Source organism: Salegentibacter lacus (genome assembly GCF_020164555.1).
Classification (GTDB): Bacteria; Bacteroidota; Bacteroidia; order Flavobacteriales; family Flavobacteriaceae; genus Salegentibacter; species Salegentibacter lacus.
In genome coordinates, this window is sequence record NZ_JAIQZB010000011.1 from 15,306 (window position 1) to 31,530 (window position 16,225).

A 16,225-nucleotide genomic window follows, 5' to 3' on the forward strand; every position below is an offset into this window, starting at 1 on the left:
TATGAGAGTTGACAAGTTTTTATGGTGCGTAAGATATTTTAAAACCCGAAGCATTGCTACCAACGCATGCAAGCAGGGAAAAGTGAAAATGGACGGCAGTAATGTAAAACCATCTAAGGAAGTTTTCCCCAACGATAAACTTACAGTAAGAAAAAACCAGATAGATTACGAAATGGAAGTCATTGACCTACCTCCAAGCCGGGTGGGCGCAAAACTGGTGAACCTTTATATTGTAGATGTTACTCCTAAAGAAGCATTTGAAAAACTGGAGCTTTTAAAATATTCTAAAGATTATTACCGGAAGAAAGGCACCGGAAGACCAACCAAAAAAGATCGTCGTGATATAGACGATTGGTTTGAAAACACAGATACAAATCCTGATGACAAAGATAAAGAAGCATAGTTTTTCTTCAGAATTCTGGTCACAACGTTATGAGCAAAACCATACAGGCTGGGATATTGGGGAAATATCTTCCCCACTTAAAAATTATATAGCCCAGCTTAAAGACAGGGAACTTAAGATATTAATTCCAGGGGCCGGAAATGCTTACGAAGCCGAATATTTATTTCAGCATGGATTTAAAAACGTTTATGTAGCCGATATTAGCGAAAAACCGCTGAAAAATCTAAAAAACCGCGTTCCCGAATTTCCTGAAGAACAGTTATTACATATTGATTTCTTTGAAATTGAAAATTCCTTTGATCTTATTTTAGAACAAACATTTTTTTGCGCGCTTCCGGTAGATGCCAGGCAGAACTACGCCAAAAAATCGGCTGAGCTTTTAAAAGAAAATGGATTGTTAACCGGCCTACTTTTTAGTTTTCCGCTTACAGAAAATGGCCCTCCTTTTGGAGGAAGCAAAGATGAATATTTAACGTATTTTAGTCAGTATTTTGAGATAGAAATTTTGGAACCCTGTTACAATTCTATCAAACCAAGGCAGGGAAATGAGTTGTTTTTAAAACTTAGAAAGAAACCAGCTTAATGCTGAACCCAATTAGAAACCTGTGATAAATTCCCGTCTGGGATTAAAGTTATAAATAAATGAAAGAACGTGTACTTATTTTAAATCAAGAGCAAATTCAGCATAAAATTAAACGTATAGCCTACCAGGTTTACGAGAGTAATATTGATGAAAAAGAAATTATCCTGGCTGGGATTGCCAAAAAAGGTTACCATTTAGCTAACCATTTAAAGGAAGCTTTAGAAACTATTTCTCCCCTTAAAATTCAGTTATGCGAAGTTCATGTGAACAAGAAAAATCCGTTAGAAGAAATTACCACCTCACTTGAGCCGAAAGCTTATCAGGATAAATCGGTTATTCTTGTAGACGATGTGTTAAACTCGGGGACTACCTTAATTTATGGCGTGAGACACTTTTTAAATGTTCCTCTGAAACAGTTTAAAACTGCAGTACTGGTGGACAGAAATCATAAAAAATACCCCGTAAAAGCCGATTTTAAAGGAATTTCCCTCTCAACTTCTTTAAATGAGTTGGTAGAAGTTTCTTTTGAAGCGAATAACTTTAAGGCAGAACTTTTATAGCTTTTCTATAATTTGATCGGCAATAAAGGCAGGTTCCTTTTCGTCTACATTTACAGTAATGTCTGACTGGCTGTAATAGTAAGCACGCTCAAAAAGATGTTTTCTTATAAATTCTTCTAAAGCCTCACGGGTTTCCAGGTGACTAATCACCGGACGATGAACTTTTTCAAGAAAAAGCCTTTCGGTTAAAGTTTGGATTGAAGCTTTTAAATAAACGGTTTTGGCGTCTTTTTGCTCACAAATTCGTTCAAAATTATCTCCGTAACAAGGTGTTCCTCCACCTAATGAGATCACCATATCTGAATTATTTTGTAAAATATCATCTAAAATTTGTGATTCCAGTTTTCTAAAATATAATTCACCCCTGTCTTCAAAAATATCATGTATGCTTTTGCCCTGGATCACTTCTATTTGATCGTCGAGATCTACATATTTGAATTTCAGATTTTTAGCCAGCTTCTCACCTACCACCGACTTACCCGAGCCCATATATCCAGTTAAAAATATTTTCATTGTTAAAGTACTTATTATTAGGAGGATTCAAATCTAATATAAATTTATCTCAATTTAGGCTTGAAAAATAAATTAATGAATGTATATTTGCACCCGCATTCGCAAAAAGACGGATGCTTTTTATTGATCTGGTAGCTCAGTTGGTAGAGCATCTCCCTTTTAAGGAGAGGGTCCTGGGTTCGAGCCCCAGCCAGATCACAAAATAAATTTTGATTTAGTTGGGCGAGAAGCCTGTCTCGAACTAAACGCAGTGAAGTAGAGTTTCGGGAAGCCACAGCCAGATCACTTTTAAGTTCAGAATTCTTAATAGAATTCATTTTTTGAAATAAATAAACCGATCTGGTAGCTCAGTTGGTAGAGCATCTCCCTTTTAAGGAGAGGGTCCTGGGTTCGAGCCCCAGCCAGATCACATTTTTAAGTTCAGAATTCTTAACATTGGAATTCATTTTTTTGCTACAGCCCTTGGAAATTCACTATTTCCAGACTTGTTTTAAGCCCGGGTGCTGGAACTGGTAGACAGGCATGGTTGAGGGCCATGTGTCCATTAGGGCGTGCGGGTTCGACTCCCGCTCCGGGCACTTTCTAAATTACTATCCCACTATTTTCTTTATCAAACCAAAAAACTTATAAGGCGGATACTTTAAAGGTATATCCAGTTTTGTAGTTGAGTTCACTACTCCTCTTTCGTGCGTAAAAGCAAGAAAACTTTCTTTACCGTGATATTTCCCCATTCCGCTGTTCCCCACCCCGCCAAATGGTAGTTTATGATTAGCTACGTGCAAAAGCGTATCGTTAATACAGGCTCCTCCAGAACTTGTTTCACGCAAAACTTTTTCAGCTCCGTTATCTTTTCCGAAATAATATAGCGCCAGCGGCTTTTCATTCTTATTAATATAAGATAAGGCTTCGTCTATTTCGCCAAATTCCATTACTGGTAAAATAGGCCCGAAGATTTCTTCCTGCATAATTTTATCGTCGGGATGCACATTATTTAAGATTGTTGGTTCGATATATTTTTCTTCCTCATTTGTTCTTCCTCCACAATAAACGTCTCCTACTAAATATTTCATCAAACGCTCCATTGCATTTGGATTTACAATTCGTCCATAATGCTTACTATTCGCAATATCTTCTCCCAGCATTTCTTCAAAAGATTTTGAAATTTCAGCTAGCAAATCTTTTTTGACATCTTTATGAACCAGCAAATAATCTGGCGCAATACAGGTTTGTCCTGCATTTATAATTTTACCCCAGGCAATCCGTTTTCCAGCGATTTTTAGATTCGCTTCTTTATCTACAATACAAGGACTCTTCCCCCCCAGTTCCAACACCACTCTGCTTAAATGCTCTGCGGCAGCTTTCATTACTATTTTACCAACACCCGGGCTTCCGGTAAAGAACATAATATCAAACGGAAATTTAAACAATTCCTGGTTCGCTTCCTTCCCACCCTGAACTACCGCGATATATTCTGAAGGGAAAAATTCTGAAATCATTTCTTCTATAACCCTGGCTACATTTGGAGTGTCTGGCGAAGGTTTTAGCACCGCACAACATCCAGAAGAAATGGCTCCAATTAACGGATTTATAGTAAGCTGAAACGGATAATTCCAGGGCGCGATTATTAAACCTATTCCCAGCGGCTCATAAAAGATCTTTGAGCCCGAAGGTTTTATTTGCAAGGGTGTCCCGACTTTCTTGGGTTTTGCCCATCTTTTAAGATTCTTAATATGGTAATCTATCTCTTCTATTAGTAAACTGGTTTCCGTAAGAAAAGCTTCCTCTTTAGATTTATGCAGATCTTTCCATAAAGCTTCATTCATTTTATCTTCATACTGCTTAATAGCCTTTTTAAGCGTCTTTAACTGTTGAAGTCTGAAGGTAATACTTTTGGTTTCCTGAGAGATAAAGAATCTTCTTTGAGACTTATAAGTATCGGAAATTGTTTTTGCTGATGTTTCTTCAATCATAATTTTATTTTTTTCGGCCTTTAAATTCGTCCATTGTTTTATAAACTCCAATTACCCTTCCCACAAACCAATCGTAAAACCAAATAGGGAAAAGCCCTTGCGAAAATCTTACAAAACGCATACTCCAGGGCATACTCAAATAAACGCGATTGTTCTCTATAGCCCTAATGATTCTTTTAGATACTTTATATTGGTCGAGAATGGGAATATTAGATTTCACCCCATCAAACATTCCTGTATTTATATAGTAAGGAGTAACGGTTGTAATGCCAACTCCAGATTTAAGCTGCTTCATCTCCAGGCGCAAACTGTCTGACCAGCCGGTAGCCGCCCATTTGCTTCCCGCATAAACGGCCATTTTAGGATTTGAAACCAGGCCGGCAGAAGAAGTGATATTACAAATATGGCCTTCTTTCCTTGTCATCATTCCCGGGAGAAAAGTTTGGGCGAGTTGCATCGGGGCGATCGCATTCACCTTCATCGTTTTTTCTATTTTCTCTGAAGAATTCTCGTGAAAGTAACCTCCGTAAACAATTCCGGCATTATTAATTAAAACATCTACCGGACCAATTTCATCCTCAACCTGTTTTGCCATTTCCTTTACCCAAACCGTATTGGTGATATCTATAGTATATCCGTAAACCTCCCCAAATTCTTCAAACTCCTTAAGTGTTTGCTGTAAATTGAGCTTATTTACATCCCAGATTACCAGCTTGCCACTTCGTTTCAGTACTTCACGCCCCATTAATTTACCAATACCGTAAGCACCACCGGTAATAAGCACAATTTTCGATGAAATTTTCGTCATAAAATTTACTGTTTAACTTTTTAACTAAACCATTAAACATTTTAACACTTCCGTAAACTGTTTAATGTTCAATTTTAATTAGATTTGACTATCTTAAACACAATATGGAACTAATTAAGCAAAATTTCAGCATAAAAGACCTTGAAAATTTAAGCGGTATCAAGGCTCACACTATAAGAATTTGGGAAAAAAGATATAATATTCTAAATCCCAATCGTACGTCTACTAATATAAGAACATACGATAGTTCTAACCTTCAAAAGATCCTAAACGTCGCTTTTCTAAACGTTCACGGTTATAAGATTTCCAGAATCTCTAAGTTGAGTGATGAGGAAATTTCTAAAATGGTGCGAGGCATCTCTGCCAGTTCCAGCAAAGAAAATCGAGCTCAAAATTCATTTAAGCTTGCTATGATGAATTTTGATGAAGATCTTTTTAATGCTACTTACGACAACCTGCAAAAGGATAAAAGTTTCCGGGAAATTTTTCACCAGGTATTCCTTCCGCTACTGGAGCAAATTGGAATGCTCTGGCAAACAGATACCATTAAGCCAATTCACGAGCATTATATTGTTGATCTCATTAAACAAAAGTTATATTTTAATCTTGCGGAAATAAAGAAAGAAATCAAACCTACTTCCGATAAGCTATATGTGCTTTTTCTCCCAGAAAATGAAATCCACGATATCGGGATTATTTATCTATATTACGAACTTTTATATCATGGAAATAAAGCTATTTACCTGGGACCAAGTCTACCACTAACAGATCTTGGGTATTTATTAGAGCGCCACGATTATATAAATTTTGTGAGTTATTTTACAACCGCACCTGGAGATATTGAAGATTTTATAACCCAATTTAACGAGCAGGTTTGCGAGAAGAAAACTTATGAACTGTTGCTTTTTGGACATAAACTAAGGGAAATTCAGCATAAAGAACTTCCTGCTTTTGTTAAGACACATACCAACTTAAACCAATTTATTGATAAGCTTTAAGAATATTATGAAGAAAAAAGTTGCTATAATTGGTTCCGGATTCGCTTCTCTTGCCGCCGCTTGCTACCTCGCTAAAGACGGCTATGAAGTAGAGATTTTCGAAAAAAATTCAAATATAGGCGGGCGTGCACGCCAGCTTAAAAAGGATGGTTTTTGTTTTGATATAGGCCCAACCTGGTACTGGATGCCAGATGTTTTTGAACGTTTTTTCGCCGATTTCGGCAAAAAGCCTTCAGATTATTATGAACTGGAAAAATTAAGCCCGGCGTACAAAGTTTTCTTCGGAGAAGAAGACAGTATTACCATAGAAGACAGCCTGGATAAAATTTGCGCTGCCTTTGAAGCTGAAGAACCGGGAAGTTCCAAAAAACTGAAAGAGTTTATTAAAGAAGCCAAAGATAATTATGATATTGCTATTAAAGACCTGGTATATCGCCCTGGAGTTTCTCCATTAGAACTGGTAACTCCAACCACCGCAGGGAAAATAAGTCAGTTTTTTAGCACGATTTCAAAAGAAGTTAGAAAAGAATTTAACAATACAAAATTGGTTCAAATTCTTGAATTCCCAGTTTTATTTCTTGGCGCTAAAGCCAGCAATACTCCGGCATTTTACAGCTTTATGAATTATGCCGATTTTGGCCTTGGAACCTGGCACCCAAAAGGCGGAATGTATAAAGTAATTGAAGGGATGGAAAGCCTGGCTAAATCGCTAGGTATAAAGATTAACGTCAATGCGCCGGTTTCCGAAATCTTTGTTGAAAATAACACCGCTACAGGAATGCAGGTTAATGGCAAAAAAATAGAAGCCGATTATATTCTTAGTGGCGCCGATTATCATCACACCGAAACCTTACTTCCGGAATACAAAAGACAGTATAAAGAATCTTACTGGCGAAAAAAGACTTTTGCTCCTTCGGCCCTTCTTTTTTTTGCAGGTTTCAACAAGAGACTGGAAAATGTAACGCATCACACCTTGTTTTTTGATACAGATTTTGAAAAACATGCCAAAGCGATTTACGATGATGCCGAGTGGCCCGAAAACCCTTTGTTTTATGCAAGTTTCCCATCGGTAACCGATGATTCAGCTGCACCGGATGGTAAAGAAGCTGGCATTTTTTTAATTCCGTTGGCACCAGATGTGGAAGACACACCAGAAATAAGAGAAAAATATTTTCAGAAAATTATTACCCGTTTCGAAAGTTTAACCAACCAAAACGTCACCGACCATCTTCTATTTAAAGAATCTTACTGTGTAAAGGATTTTAAAGAAGATTATAACTCTTATAAAGGTAATGCCTATGGACTGGCAAACACCCTCTTGCAAACTGCATTTTTAAGGCCTAAATTGAAAAGCAAAAAAGTGCACAGATTATTTTTTACCGGGCAGCTAAGTGTTCCCGGCCCCGGGGTTCCCCCTTCCCTAATTTCAGGAAAGCTCGCCGCCGGATTAATTCAAAAAGAAAATTAAATTATGAAAGCCATTTTTGACAACGTTTCACGGGCTTGTAGTAAAACTGTTACTCATCAATACAGCACCTCGTTCTCTAGCGCAACAAGGATGCTATCCCCTGCTATTCGTCAAGACATTTACAATATTTACGGCTTTGTGCGCTTTGCCGATGAAATTGTAGACACTTTTCACGATTATGAGAAGGAAAGACTTTTTAACGATTTTGAAGTAGAGCTTTATAAAGCAATTGAAGATAAAATCAGTTTAAACCCCATTTTAAATTCTTTTCAGGAAACAGTTCATAAATACGAAATAGACGAATCTCTTTACCGTGCTTTTATGAAAAGTATGCGGCTTGATTTGCACAAATCTGATTATCTTAGTGTCGCCGAATACAAAGAGTATATCTACGGAAGTGCAGATGTTGTTGGCCTTATGTGTTTAAAGGTTTTCGTAAAAGGAGATAATAAAAAATATGAATCGCTGAAACAATCTGCGATGAGTTTAGGTTCTGCTTTTCAGAAAGTGAATTTTTTGAGAGATCTAAAAGCCGATTTTGATGATCTTAACCGAAGTTATTTTCCCGGAACTAACCTGGCTGAATTAGATGAAGCCAGTAAGCAAAGGATTATTGCAGAAATTGAAGAAGATTTTAAACATGGCTTAAGCGGAATTTCACATTTACCTGTAGAAGCCAAATTTGGAGTTTATACCGCTTATATTTATTACAGAAAATTATTACATAAACTTAAGAAAGTACCATCTTTGGAAATTAGGAATAGCAGGATTCGGGTTCCCGACTATGAAAAAGCAGGTCTTCTGGCCAAATCGTATATTTCTTATAGATTAAAACTTATATAATATGGATATTTTATTATGGATACTGGTTTTTCTGGCCACCTTCGCAGGTATGGAAGGAATGGCCTGGTTTACCCATAAATATATAATGCACGGACTTCTATGGAAGTTGCATAAAGATCATCATCACAAAGATCACAGTCACTGGTGGGAGCGCAACGACCTATTCTTTATATTCTATGCCCTGGTAAGTATTGGTTTTTTCCTACTTTGGCGTTATGAAGATGTTTGGGTTGGTTTACCTATTGGTTTAGGAATTTTAGCCTACGGAATCACTTATTTCACTGTACATGATATTTTTATCCACCAACGGTTTAAAATTTTTAGGAACGCAAATAACCGATTTGCAAAAGGAATAAGAAGGGCACATAAAATGCATCATAAACATCTTGGTAAGGACGATGGCGAATGTTTTGGAATGTTATTCGTACCTTTAAAATATTTTAAAAAATAAAATGATAATGTTGCGTTTAGTAATTCTATGCTAGGTCCCTTATATTTTTATGTAATTATTGGTGGAGGACTTGCAGGCCTTCAGTTAGCCCGGCAACTTAGCCGGGATGTTTTTTTCAAAGGAAAAAAGATTGCCATTATAGATTCCGATTTTTCAATGCCGGTTAAAACCTGGTGTTTTTGGGAAAAGGGCGAAGGCAAATGGGATCACTTACTTACCAAATCCTGGAATAAAAGCCAGTTTATATCTTCAGATGAAAATATGGATTTACGCTTATCTCCTTATTCTTATAAGATGATAAAAGCAAAAGATTATCATCAAAAACTACAGGAAGAGATAGAAGAATCTGGTGATATAGAATTTATTACCGATGAAATTCAGAAAATAGATCCAGTAACTATGAAAGCCAAAGGCCGAAAAAAGTCTTATGGTGCTACGCATTTCTTTGACAGCAGGATAGATCCTACATACCTCGAAAGTAAAAAACATACTACTATTTTTCAGCATTTTAAGGGCTGGGAAGTGGAAACCGAAAAGTCCATTTTTACGCCTGATTCTTTTACGATGATGGATTACCGAATTAAATATCCAGATGCTACTGCTTTTACTTATATTCTTCCGTTCACAAAAAACAAAGCTTTAGTTGAATATACTTTTTTCTCTCCCTTTTTAACTGAAGATAAAGTCTATGATGAAATGCTTCAGAAGTACTTTGAAAAGATTTTAAAAACCAAAGATTTCCAGATTAAAAGCACTGAAACAGGCGTTATCCCAATGACCGATTTCCCCTTTGATAAAGCAAATACAAGACAAGTTACCAAAATAGGAACAGGTGGTGGCTGGGTAAAACCTTCTACCGGTTATTCATTTAAAAATACCGAGAAACGCATTGCGAAAATTATTCAAAATATTAAAAGTGGGAAATTACCCGGAGAAAATTTAATTAATAACAAATTCAGAAAATACGATGCAATTTTCCTGGATGTACTCGCCCAAAATAATCAAAAGGGAGAAGAAATTTTCACTAAATTCTATACCAAAAATTCACCTCAAGAAATTTTTAAATATTTAGATGAAGAAACCTCAGTTTCTGAAGACTTAAAAATTATGCTATCACTCTACAGTTTCGATTTTGTAAAGTCATTTTTCAGGAAATCTTTTTAATTCAAAATTCAAGATTGAAGAAAAACATTCTATTAAATAAGAATCGATATATTCTACCGAAGAGAGAAAATAAGAACAGCTAATTTTTTAGGGAATTAAGCTTTTTATTTATAGAATACAATTCTCGTTTTAAATGATCAACAGATTCCTCTAATCCCTTAATTTTTCCGGTGGAAACAATTTGATGGTGGGGAATCAGGCTACTGCTTATTTTGCCAAGCACAACCAAAAGCTGCTTAATATCCTCTTTTTTCACTTTCTGCACCCCTTCTTCATGGGGATTATCACTTTCTACCAGCAAATAATCCTGATTTCCATCTAAACGCAATCTCTTAATTGTAGTTTCGTTTTTTGTGATTAAAAGCACAATGGCACCATCTATAACTTTCTCAATCTTTTGTATTTGGCAAACCACAATATCACGCGGCAAAAGTGTAGGAGACATGCTTTCACCTTCCACTTCAAAAAGGCTTTGATCTAAACTAGGATTAAACCCGGGAATGCGATACCATTCATACTCTTCATAAGAGTGTTGTTCCTTAAAATTCTTTATAAATCCCGCATGGGCCATATCTTTCACTAACGGGATAAAACCATTATTTGGAGAAATTTCAACTAATAATTTTTCCCCTTTAAGTATATAATCGGTTGTTACGTTGTAAAGTTTACTTAAATTAACAATATGACCTATCGCTACACCATTTTGTGAATTTTCAATAAGTGAATATGCGGCTTGCGAGATAAAAAGCTTTTTAGCGACGTAATCTTGAGATAATTTGTTTTTTTTCCGAAGTTCCTTAATCCTTTTTCCTATTGCACCATCCTCTTTCATCCTAAAATCTAACTTGATATTTTTTATAATGCAAAATTATTAAAAAGTTAGGTTATCATCTATTTTTATAATTATTTATCATAATAATAATATTTATACAGTTAATTTTATGTTAATATATAATAATAAATTATATTTTTACATGAAAAATTTTAAGGACTTGATATTTTCCTGGTCTACTTAAGAATAAGCTGGACTTCGATGAAAATAAAAGATCTATTATTTACAATTTAATAGAGGAAAACCACGAGGGAAGTATTTAATAAGCTCAACTTTACTACCGGAAAATTTTACTGAAAAATCAGGTGATTTTTAATCTCTCAATAATATATGTAAATATGCCGCCGATGAAATAAAAGGTCTCGGCTCCAATATCTCAGAATAGTCCTATTCTTCATTCTCCATATAATTATAAATTATGAATAATTGGGAAATCATCATTTTTTTATAATTAAAAATCATAAATACGGATGCCTTTCAGTTAAATGGATGTTAATCTATCCCCCAGGGTTATCACCTCTAGAAGTCTGGCTACATTCGAATACTATCAACCAAACAGAAATATAATTACTTGATTTACACCACCTTTTATCTTCGAATCCTCCGGCTTTCCATATCAAACACAACTTTGTTGGAAACTTACTCTTCACTCTTGTGTGGATCTGCGAACACGGATATGAATTTGAAGAAAAACAACATCGCTATGCGAAAGGGGTTGCGTGAAAATATAAAATTTGAGTTGGAGGAATGTATAGGCGGATCTTATTTTACCAATAAAAAATGCCCTCTCAACAAGCTTAGTATATCCTGTTTACTATCTCTTGTAAAAGTGGATACTTTTCTACAGGATTCTTTTTCCTTCGCTCCCAATGAATGGGATAAATGTCATAACTGTGAATTAGAAAATGTAGGTCAGTATTATAATTTATTATATACCGAAAACCTTCCGCACAATATAACCGAACTGTTGCTCGAACAGAAAGATAAAATTGAAAGCTATTTGATTAAAGATTTATGATTGGCTGTTAACGATTGGGGCATTAACAGTCAGTCAAAAACCTCGAAGTTTTCTTCGGGGTTTTTTTATTTAAAACTTAAAACCTGGTTTGATAGTTATTCTACCAACAACCCGTCAATAATGTTTCTAAAAGTCTGACTATTCCAATCTGCGGCACCTTTTTTATCAACTACAATGGTTCCGTTCTTATCAATTACATAAGTAGAAGGCAAGGTATAACCATCTAAAGGTTTGGGATCTTCAGAAAGCATCCGGTAACTGGAAAAGCGATAGCCTTTACGCTTCAGAAAATTATTAGTGGTTTCGTGATCTTCTCCGGAAATAAAATAAAATTCCACTTCATCTTTATAATCGGTATAAAGTTCCTGGAAACTTGGCATTTCAGCAATACAGGGAGGACACCAGGTGGCCCAATAGTTTACAATAATCACTTTTCCTTTGGATTCAGCAAAATCAACTCTATTCCCATCTTTTGTTTCCAGGGTCCAATTGTAAGTTTCCAGTTCTTTCCTGTCTTCTTCATCGGTAACCGAAGGGCTAAATGCAAAAATCTTATTCACCACAATTTGAATGGGTTTTCGGGTTTGCGGGATAATCAAAACAAGGATTAAAACAATAAATATTATGTTGGCCCACTGGTTACTGAAAAGTTTTTTCATTGCTGAATTTTAATACTTAGACGTAGAGAACAAAGGTACTTAACATCTGAATTTTGAGCATAAAAAAAGAGGCTGATTAATTGTAATCGCTCCGCCCTTCTAAGGTGTGCAAAAAATTAATCAGCCTCTATAAATTAATAATTTTCTAAACTTAATTAAGCAGCGTTTTGCTTCTTTATTAAGTTTAATGCTGAACCATGTTTATACCACTCAATTTGAGGTTCGTTATAAGTATGGTTTGTTTTTATGGTGTCTTTACTACCATCAGCATGTACAATCTCTACAGTAATTTGCTTATCTGGAGCAAAACCTTCAAGATCTATAAAGTTAAAGGTATCGTCTTCCTGAATAAGGTCGTAATCGGCTTCATTATCGAAAGTCAATCCTAACATACCTTGCTTTTTAAGGTTGGTTTCGTGAATACGGGCAAAAGATTTTACCAATACCACTTTCACTCCAAGGTGACGAGGCTCCATAGCCGCGTGCTCTCTTGAAGAACCTTCACCATAGTTATGATCTCCTACCACAACGGTTGGAACACCTTCTTTTTTATATGCACGTTGTACAGCGGGAACGCCATCGTACTCACCGTTTAGTTGGCTCTTTACAAAGTTTGTCTTTTTATTGAAGGCGTTAATCGCTCCAATAAGACAGTTATTAGAAATATTATCTAAGTGCCCTCTGTAACGCAACCACGGTCCTGCCATAGAAATATGGTCGGTAGTACATTTTCCAAAAGCTTTAATAAGCAATTTAGCTCCGGTAAGGTTTTTACCGTCCCAGGGCTCAAACGGAGTTAATAATTGCAGTCTTTCACTATCTTCAGCTACTTTCACTTCAACAGTTGCTCCATCTTCGTTTGGTGCGATATATCCAGGATCTTCAACTGCAAAACCTTTGGTTGGCAATTCAATTCCTGTTGGCTCGTCTAACATTACTTCTTCACCGTCCTCGTTCATCAATTTATCACGAGTAGGATCAAAATCCAAACGTCCTGAAATTGCAATTGCGGCTACCATTTCTGGAGAACCTACAAAGGCGTGTGTGTTTGGATTACCATCGGCACGTTTAGAGAAATTACGGTTAAAAGAATGTACAATTGTATTCTTTTCCTCACCTTTTCTGTCGCTACGATCCCATTGTCCAATACAAGGTCCGCAGGCATTTGTAAAAATTGTTGCATCAAGATCTTCAAAAATTTGAAGTAGTCCATCACGCTCTGCCGTAAAACGAATTGTTTCTGATCCCGGGTTAATACCAAAATCAGATTTCGCCTTTACTTTTTTATCTACCGCTTGTTTAGCGATTGAAGCCGCACGCGTAAGATCTTCGTAAGAAGAGTTGGTACAAGAACCTATTAATCCCCAATCTACGTTAATTGGCCAGTCGTTTTCTTTTGCTTTAGCGCCCATTTCAGAAATAGGTGTTGCTAAATCCGGAGTAAACGGCCCGTTAAGGTGAGGCTTTAATTCAGAAAGATTAATTTCGATTAATTCATCAAAATATTGCTCCGGGTTTGCGTAAACCTCATCATCTCCTGTTAGGTGTTCGCTAACCTGGTTTGCTGCATCAGCAACATCTGCACGGTTTGTAGCACGCAGGTAACGGTCCATAGATTCATCATAACCAAAAGTTGAAGTGGTTGCACCAACTTCAGCCCCCATATTACAAATGGTTCCTTTTCCGGTAGCCGACATAGATCGGGCACCTTCACCAAAATATTCTATAATTGCTCCGGTTCCACCTTTTACGGTAAGAATTCCGGCTACTTTTAAAATCACATCTTTTGCGGCAGTCCATCCAGAAAGGCTTCCGGTTAGTTTAACCCCAATAAGTTTTGGAAATTTAAGTTCCCACGGCATTCCGGCCATTACATCTACCGCATCTGCTCCACCAACACCAATGGCAACCATTCCAAGTCCGCCAGCATTTACTGTGTGAGAATCGGTACCAATCATCATTCCTCCAGGGAATGCGTAGTTTTCTAATACAACCTGGTGAATAATTCCTGCACCGGGTTTCCAGAAACCAATTCCGTATTTGTTGGAAACAGATTCAAGAAAATCAAAAACTTCGCTACTAGATTTATTGGCAGCCTGCAAATCTATTGCGGCTCCCATTTTGGCCTGGATAAGGTGATCACAATGCACCGTAGTTGGTACAGCAACCTGTTTTTTCCCGGCCTGCATAAATTGCAATAAAGCCATTTGGGCGGTTGCATCCTGGCAGGCAATCCTGTCTGGTGAAAATTCTACATAGTCTTTACCTCTTGTGTAGGCCTCTTTGGCCGCCCCATCCCATAAATGCGAATAAAGGATTTTTTCTGAAAGGGTTAAAGGTTTCCCAACCACCTCACGTGCAGTATTCACACGTTCGGCCATCTGGCTGTAAACCTTCTTGATCATATCAATATCGTATGCCATATTATTGTGTATTTGTTCTAAAAAGTCTCGCAAATTTAAGGATTTCGAACGGATTTTGAAAATAAGAGGTGATTATCAAAATTTAATGAAAATAATTTTGCATTTCATAATTTATGATACTTAAAATTTAACTAAATATAATTTAATGGTTGAATATTATGAATTTCACAAATTAAAGAAAATGAATTGTAAAAAAATCAATGAGTAAGAGGAAAGAAAACAAAATTTAAACCCATTCTTGATAAGGAAACGCTATCTAAGATCGTTTAGAGTTTCTAAACATATTATTTTGAAGATGTAGTATTTTTTTTCTTCGGAATAAATAAACCACCGGCGCGAAAAAAGGAAGTAAAAACATAGAAACGATCCAAAAGGTTTTATTGTGTAATTTTTGCTGAATCATATCTATAAGTATAAATAGCCAGAATACAAAAAGAATTCCAACGGCTGTCCAGTTTAGGAAACTACTTACCTCTTTATCTAAATCTAAAATATTAGTAAAAAAATCCCTTCCCCATAAAATATAGAAAAGCACACTTATTAAGACCCGGTATTTAACAAAGGTTTTAATCATCAATAAAGATCCCTGATAATTTTTTCTTCTGAAATCCCTTCAGCTTCAGCTTTATAGTTTTTAATTATTCTGTGGCGTAAAATTCCAATAGCTACGGCCTGAACATCTTCAATGTCGGGTGAAAATTTTCCATTTACCGCGGCGTGAGATTTAGCGGCAAGGATTAGGTTTTGTGAAGCTCTTGGGCCTGCACCCCAATCGAGGTAATTCTTAACAAATTCGGGAGCTTCATCAGCAGCTGGCCTGGTTTTTCCTACTAGCCTAACCGCGTATTCTATCACATTATCCGCAACAGGAATTCTTCGAATCAATTGCTGAATTTCTACGATTTCTTCCGCAGAAAACAAAGCATTTATCTTTTGTGTTTTATCTGAAGTTGTACTTTTTACCACATCTACTTCTTCCTGAAAGCTTGGATATTCCAGTAGAATAGAAAACATAAACCGGTCTAACTGAGCTTCGGGCAAAGGATAGGTTCCCTCTTGCTCTATCGGGTTTTGGGTAGCTAGCACAAAATAAGGGTTGGCTAACTGATGATTATGCCCTGCTACAGTCACTGATCGTTCCTGCATAGCCTCTAAAAGAGCTGCCTGGGTTTTAGGAGGAGTTCTATTAATTTCGTCGGCAAGAACAATATTTGAAAACACCGGGCCTTTTATAAATTTAAACGTCCTGTTTTCGTCCAGGATCTCTGCCCCAAGAATATCGCTGGGCATTAGATCTGGGGTGAATTGTATTCTTTTAAAATCTAAGCCCAAAGCCTGGGAAATAGTATTTACCATCAAGGTTTTGGCTAAACCGGGAACCCCAACCAGCAACGAATGCCCTCCTGAAAAAACCGAAAGCAGGATCTGGTCTATAACCACATCCTGCCCTACTATTATTTTGGCAATTTCTTTTTTTAAATCCTGATGTTTAACCACCAGTTTTTCTACAAGAGCAACGTCTGACATTGATA

17 protein-coding genes and 3 tRNA genes are annotated in these 16,225 nt (G+C 36.5%); 12 read left to right on the forward strand and 8 right to left on the reverse strand.

Features of this window, described 5'->3' with window-relative positions; translation table 11 throughout:
* Position 1: 1 nt before the first annotated feature.
* The 3 genes from LB465_RS10275 to LB465_RS10285 are packed head-to-tail and all read left to right on the forward strand — an operon-like array spanning position 2 to position 1,546.
* Complete coding sequence (locus LB465_RS10275) at positions 2-403, forward strand: RNA-binding S4 domain-containing protein (RefSeq protein ID WP_224469777.1); 402 nt, start codon at positions 2-4, stop codon at positions 401-403.
* Positions 381-986, forward strand: coding sequence for a methyltransferase domain-containing protein (locus tag LB465_RS10280; RefSeq protein WP_224469778.1), 606 nt, complete (start codon positions 381-383; stop codon positions 984-986). The genes LB465_RS10275 and LB465_RS10280 overlap by 23 nt, the downstream gene beginning before the upstream one ends.
* A gap of 59 nt (positions 987-1,045) precedes the next feature.
* Positions 1,046-1,546: a phosphoribosyltransferase family protein gene (locus tag LB465_RS10285; RefSeq protein WP_224469779.1), complete on the forward strand. Its 501-nt coding sequence runs from the start codon at positions 1,046-1,048 to the stop codon at positions 1,544-1,546.
* Here LB465_RS10285 and LB465_RS10290 read toward each other — a convergent pair.
* Positions 1,541-2,059, reverse strand: a complete 519-nt coding sequence (locus tag LB465_RS10290) for a shikimate kinase (RefSeq protein WP_224469780.1) — start codon at positions 2,057-2,059, stop codon at positions 1,541-1,543. The two genes, LB465_RS10285 and LB465_RS10290, sit on opposite strands and share 6 nt — an antisense overlap.
* Positions 2,060-2,184: 125 nt before the next feature.
* On the opposite strand from LB465_RS10290, the gene LB465_RS10295 reads away from it, so the two are divergent.
* The 3 genes from LB465_RS10295 to LB465_RS10305 all read left to right on the forward strand — a co-directional run bounded on the left by LB465_RS10295 (position 2,185) and on the right by LB465_RS10305 (position 2,637).
* Positions 2,185-2,257: transfer RNA gene (locus LB465_RS10295), tRNA-Lys, on the forward strand.
* Positions 2,258-2,395: 138 nt separating this feature from the next.
* Positions 2,396-2,468 (forward strand) — tRNA-Lys (locus LB465_RS10300).
* A gap of 85 nt (positions 2,469-2,553) precedes the next feature.
* Positions 2,554-2,637: transfer RNA gene (locus LB465_RS10305), tRNA-Leu, on the forward strand.
* Positions 2,638-2,649: 12 nt separating this feature from the next.
* Here LB465_RS10305 and LB465_RS10310 read toward each other — a convergent pair.
* Both LB465_RS10310 and LB465_RS10315 read right to left on the reverse strand, forming a co-directional pair.
* On the reverse strand, positions 2,650-4,029 hold the full coding sequence (locus tag LB465_RS10310; protein ID WP_224469781.1) for an aldehyde dehydrogenase: 1,380 nt from the start codon (positions 4,027-4,029) through the stop codon (positions 2,650-2,652).
* 4 nt (positions 4,030-4,033) lie between these two features.
* Positions 4,034-4,837 (reverse strand): SDR family oxidoreductase, encoded by an 804-nt coding sequence (locus LB465_RS10315; protein ID WP_224469782.1) that lies wholly within the window; start codon positions 4,835-4,837, stop codon positions 4,034-4,036.
* 104 nt (positions 4,838-4,941) lie between these two features.
* On the opposite strand from LB465_RS10315, the gene LB465_RS10320 reads away from it, so the two are divergent.
* From LB465_RS10320 to LB465_RS10340, 5 genes are read left to right on the forward strand one after another with little or no spacing between them, the layout of a single operon-like run.
* On the forward strand, positions 4,942-5,835 hold the full coding sequence (locus LB465_RS10320; protein WP_224469783.1) for a MerR family transcriptional regulator: 894 nt from the start codon (positions 4,942-4,944) through the stop codon (positions 5,833-5,835).
* 7 nt (positions 5,836-5,842) lie between these two features.
* Positions 5,843-7,303: a phytoene desaturase family protein gene (locus tag LB465_RS10325; protein WP_224469784.1), complete on the forward strand. Its 1,461-nt coding sequence runs from the start codon at positions 5,843-5,845 to the stop codon at positions 7,301-7,303.
* Positions 7,304-7,306: 3 nt separating this feature from the next.
* A complete protein-coding gene (locus LB465_RS10330; RefSeq protein WP_224469785.1) occupies positions 7,307-8,146 on the forward strand; it encodes a phytoene/squalene synthase family protein in 840 nt (279 codons plus the stop codon).
* A gap of 1 nt (position 8,147) precedes the next feature.
* A complete protein-coding gene (locus LB465_RS10335; protein WP_224469786.1) occupies positions 8,148-8,597 on the forward strand; it encodes a sterol desaturase family protein in 450 nt (149 codons plus the stop codon).
* 27 nt (positions 8,598-8,624) lie between these two features.
* A complete protein-coding gene (locus LB465_RS10340; protein WP_224469787.1) occupies positions 8,625-9,761 on the forward strand; it encodes a lycopene cyclase family protein in 1,137 nt (378 codons plus the stop codon).
* A gap of 79 nt (positions 9,762-9,840) precedes the next feature.
* Here LB465_RS10340 and LB465_RS10345 read toward each other — a convergent pair whose 3' ends face one another.
* Complete coding sequence (locus LB465_RS10345; protein WP_224469788.1) at positions 9,841-10,593, reverse strand: XRE family transcriptional regulator; 753 nt, start codon at positions 10,591-10,593, stop codon at positions 9,841-9,843.
* Between the two features lie 676 nt (positions 10,594-11,269).
* Here LB465_RS10345 and LB465_RS10350 point away from each other — a divergent pair.
* On the forward strand, positions 11,270-11,611 hold the full coding sequence (locus tag LB465_RS10350) for a hypothetical protein (protein WP_224469789.1): 342 nt from the start codon (positions 11,270-11,272) through the stop codon (positions 11,609-11,611).
* Between the two features lie 95 nt (positions 11,612-11,706).
* Here the strand turns inward: LB465_RS10350 and LB465_RS10355 are convergent, their stop codons facing one another.
* The 4 genes from LB465_RS10355 to LB465_RS10370 form a co-directional block, all read right to left on the reverse strand.
* The gene (locus LB465_RS10355; RefSeq protein ID WP_224469790.1) at positions 11,707-12,270 is read right to left on the reverse strand and encodes a TlpA family protein disulfide reductase; all 564 of its coding nucleotides are present in this window, start codon (positions 12,268-12,270) and stop codon (positions 11,707-11,709) included.
* A 155-nt stretch (positions 12,271-12,425) separates the two neighbouring features.
* Positions 12,426-14,693, reverse strand: a complete 2,268-nt coding sequence (locus LB465_RS10360; RefSeq protein ID WP_224469791.1) for an aconitate hydratase — start codon at positions 14,691-14,693, stop codon at positions 12,426-12,428.
* 256 nt (positions 14,694-14,949) lie between these two features.
* Positions 14,950-15,267: a PLDc N-terminal domain-containing protein gene (locus tag LB465_RS10365; protein ID WP_224469792.1), complete on the reverse strand. Its 318-nt coding sequence runs from the start codon at positions 15,265-15,267 to the stop codon at positions 14,950-14,952.
* On the reverse strand, positions 15,267-16,220 hold the full coding sequence (locus LB465_RS10370) for an AAA family ATPase (protein WP_224469793.1): 954 nt from the start codon (positions 16,218-16,220) through the stop codon (positions 15,267-15,269). The genes LB465_RS10365 and LB465_RS10370 overlap by 1 nt, the downstream gene beginning before the upstream one ends.
* Positions 16,221-16,225: the final 5 nt, after the last annotated feature.

Coding starts and splice junctions, on each gene's coding strand:
- LB465_RS10275 (WP_224469777.1), top strand. CDS start 2: ATGAGAGTTGACAAGTTTTTATGGTGCGTAAGATATTTTAAAACCCGA.
- LB465_RS10280 (WP_224469778.1), top strand. CDS start 381: ATGACAAAGATAAAGAAGCATAGTTTTTCTTCAGAATTCTGGTCACAA.
- LB465_RS10285 (WP_224469779.1), top strand. CDS start 1,046: ATGAAAGAACGTGTACTTATTTTAAATCAAGAGCAAATTCAGCATAAA.
- LB465_RS10290 (WP_224469780.1), bottom strand. CDS start 2,059: ATGAAAATATTTTTAACTGGATATATGGGCTCGGGTAAGTCGGTGGTA.
- LB465_RS10310 (WP_224469781.1), bottom strand. CDS start 4,029: ATGATTGAAGAAACATCAGCAAAAACAATTTCCGATACTTATAAGTCT.
- LB465_RS10315 (WP_224469782.1), bottom strand. CDS start 4,837: ATGACGAAAATTTCATCGAAAATTGTGCTTATTACCGGTGGTGCTTAC.
- LB465_RS10320 (WP_224469783.1), top strand. CDS start 4,942: ATGGAACTAATTAAGCAAAATTTCAGCATAAAAGACCTTGAAAATTTA.
- LB465_RS10325 (WP_224469784.1), top strand. CDS start 5,843: ATGAAGAAAAAAGTTGCTATAATTGGTTCCGGATTCGCTTCTCTTGCC.
- LB465_RS10330 (WP_224469785.1), top strand. CDS start 7,307: ATGAAAGCCATTTTTGACAACGTTTCACGGGCTTGTAGTAAAACTGTT.
- LB465_RS10335 (WP_224469786.1), top strand. CDS start 8,148: ATGGATATTTTATTATGGATACTGGTTTTTCTGGCCACCTTCGCAGGT.
- LB465_RS10340 (WP_224469787.1), top strand. CDS start 8,625: ATGCTAGGTCCCTTATATTTTTATGTAATTATTGGTGGAGGACTTGCA.
- LB465_RS10345 (WP_224469788.1), bottom strand. CDS start 10,593: ATGAAAGAGGATGGTGCAATAGGAAAAAGGATTAAGGAACTTCGGAAA.
- LB465_RS10350 (WP_224469789.1), top strand. CDS start 11,270: ATGAATTTGAAGAAAAACAACATCGCTATGCGAAAGGGGTTGCGTGAA.
- LB465_RS10355 (WP_224469790.1), bottom strand. CDS start 12,270: ATGAAAAAACTTTTCAGTAACCAGTGGGCCAACATAATATTTATTGTT.
- LB465_RS10360 (WP_224469791.1), bottom strand. CDS start 14,693: ATGGCATACGATATTGATATGATCAAGAAGGTTTACAGCCAGATGGCC.
- LB465_RS10365 (WP_224469792.1), bottom strand. CDS start 15,267: ATGATTAAAACCTTTGTTAAATACCGGGTCTTAATAAGTGTGCTTTTC.
- LB465_RS10370 (WP_224469793.1), bottom strand. CDS start 16,220: ATGTCAGACGTTGCTCTTGTAGAAAAACTGGTGGTTAAACATCAGGAT.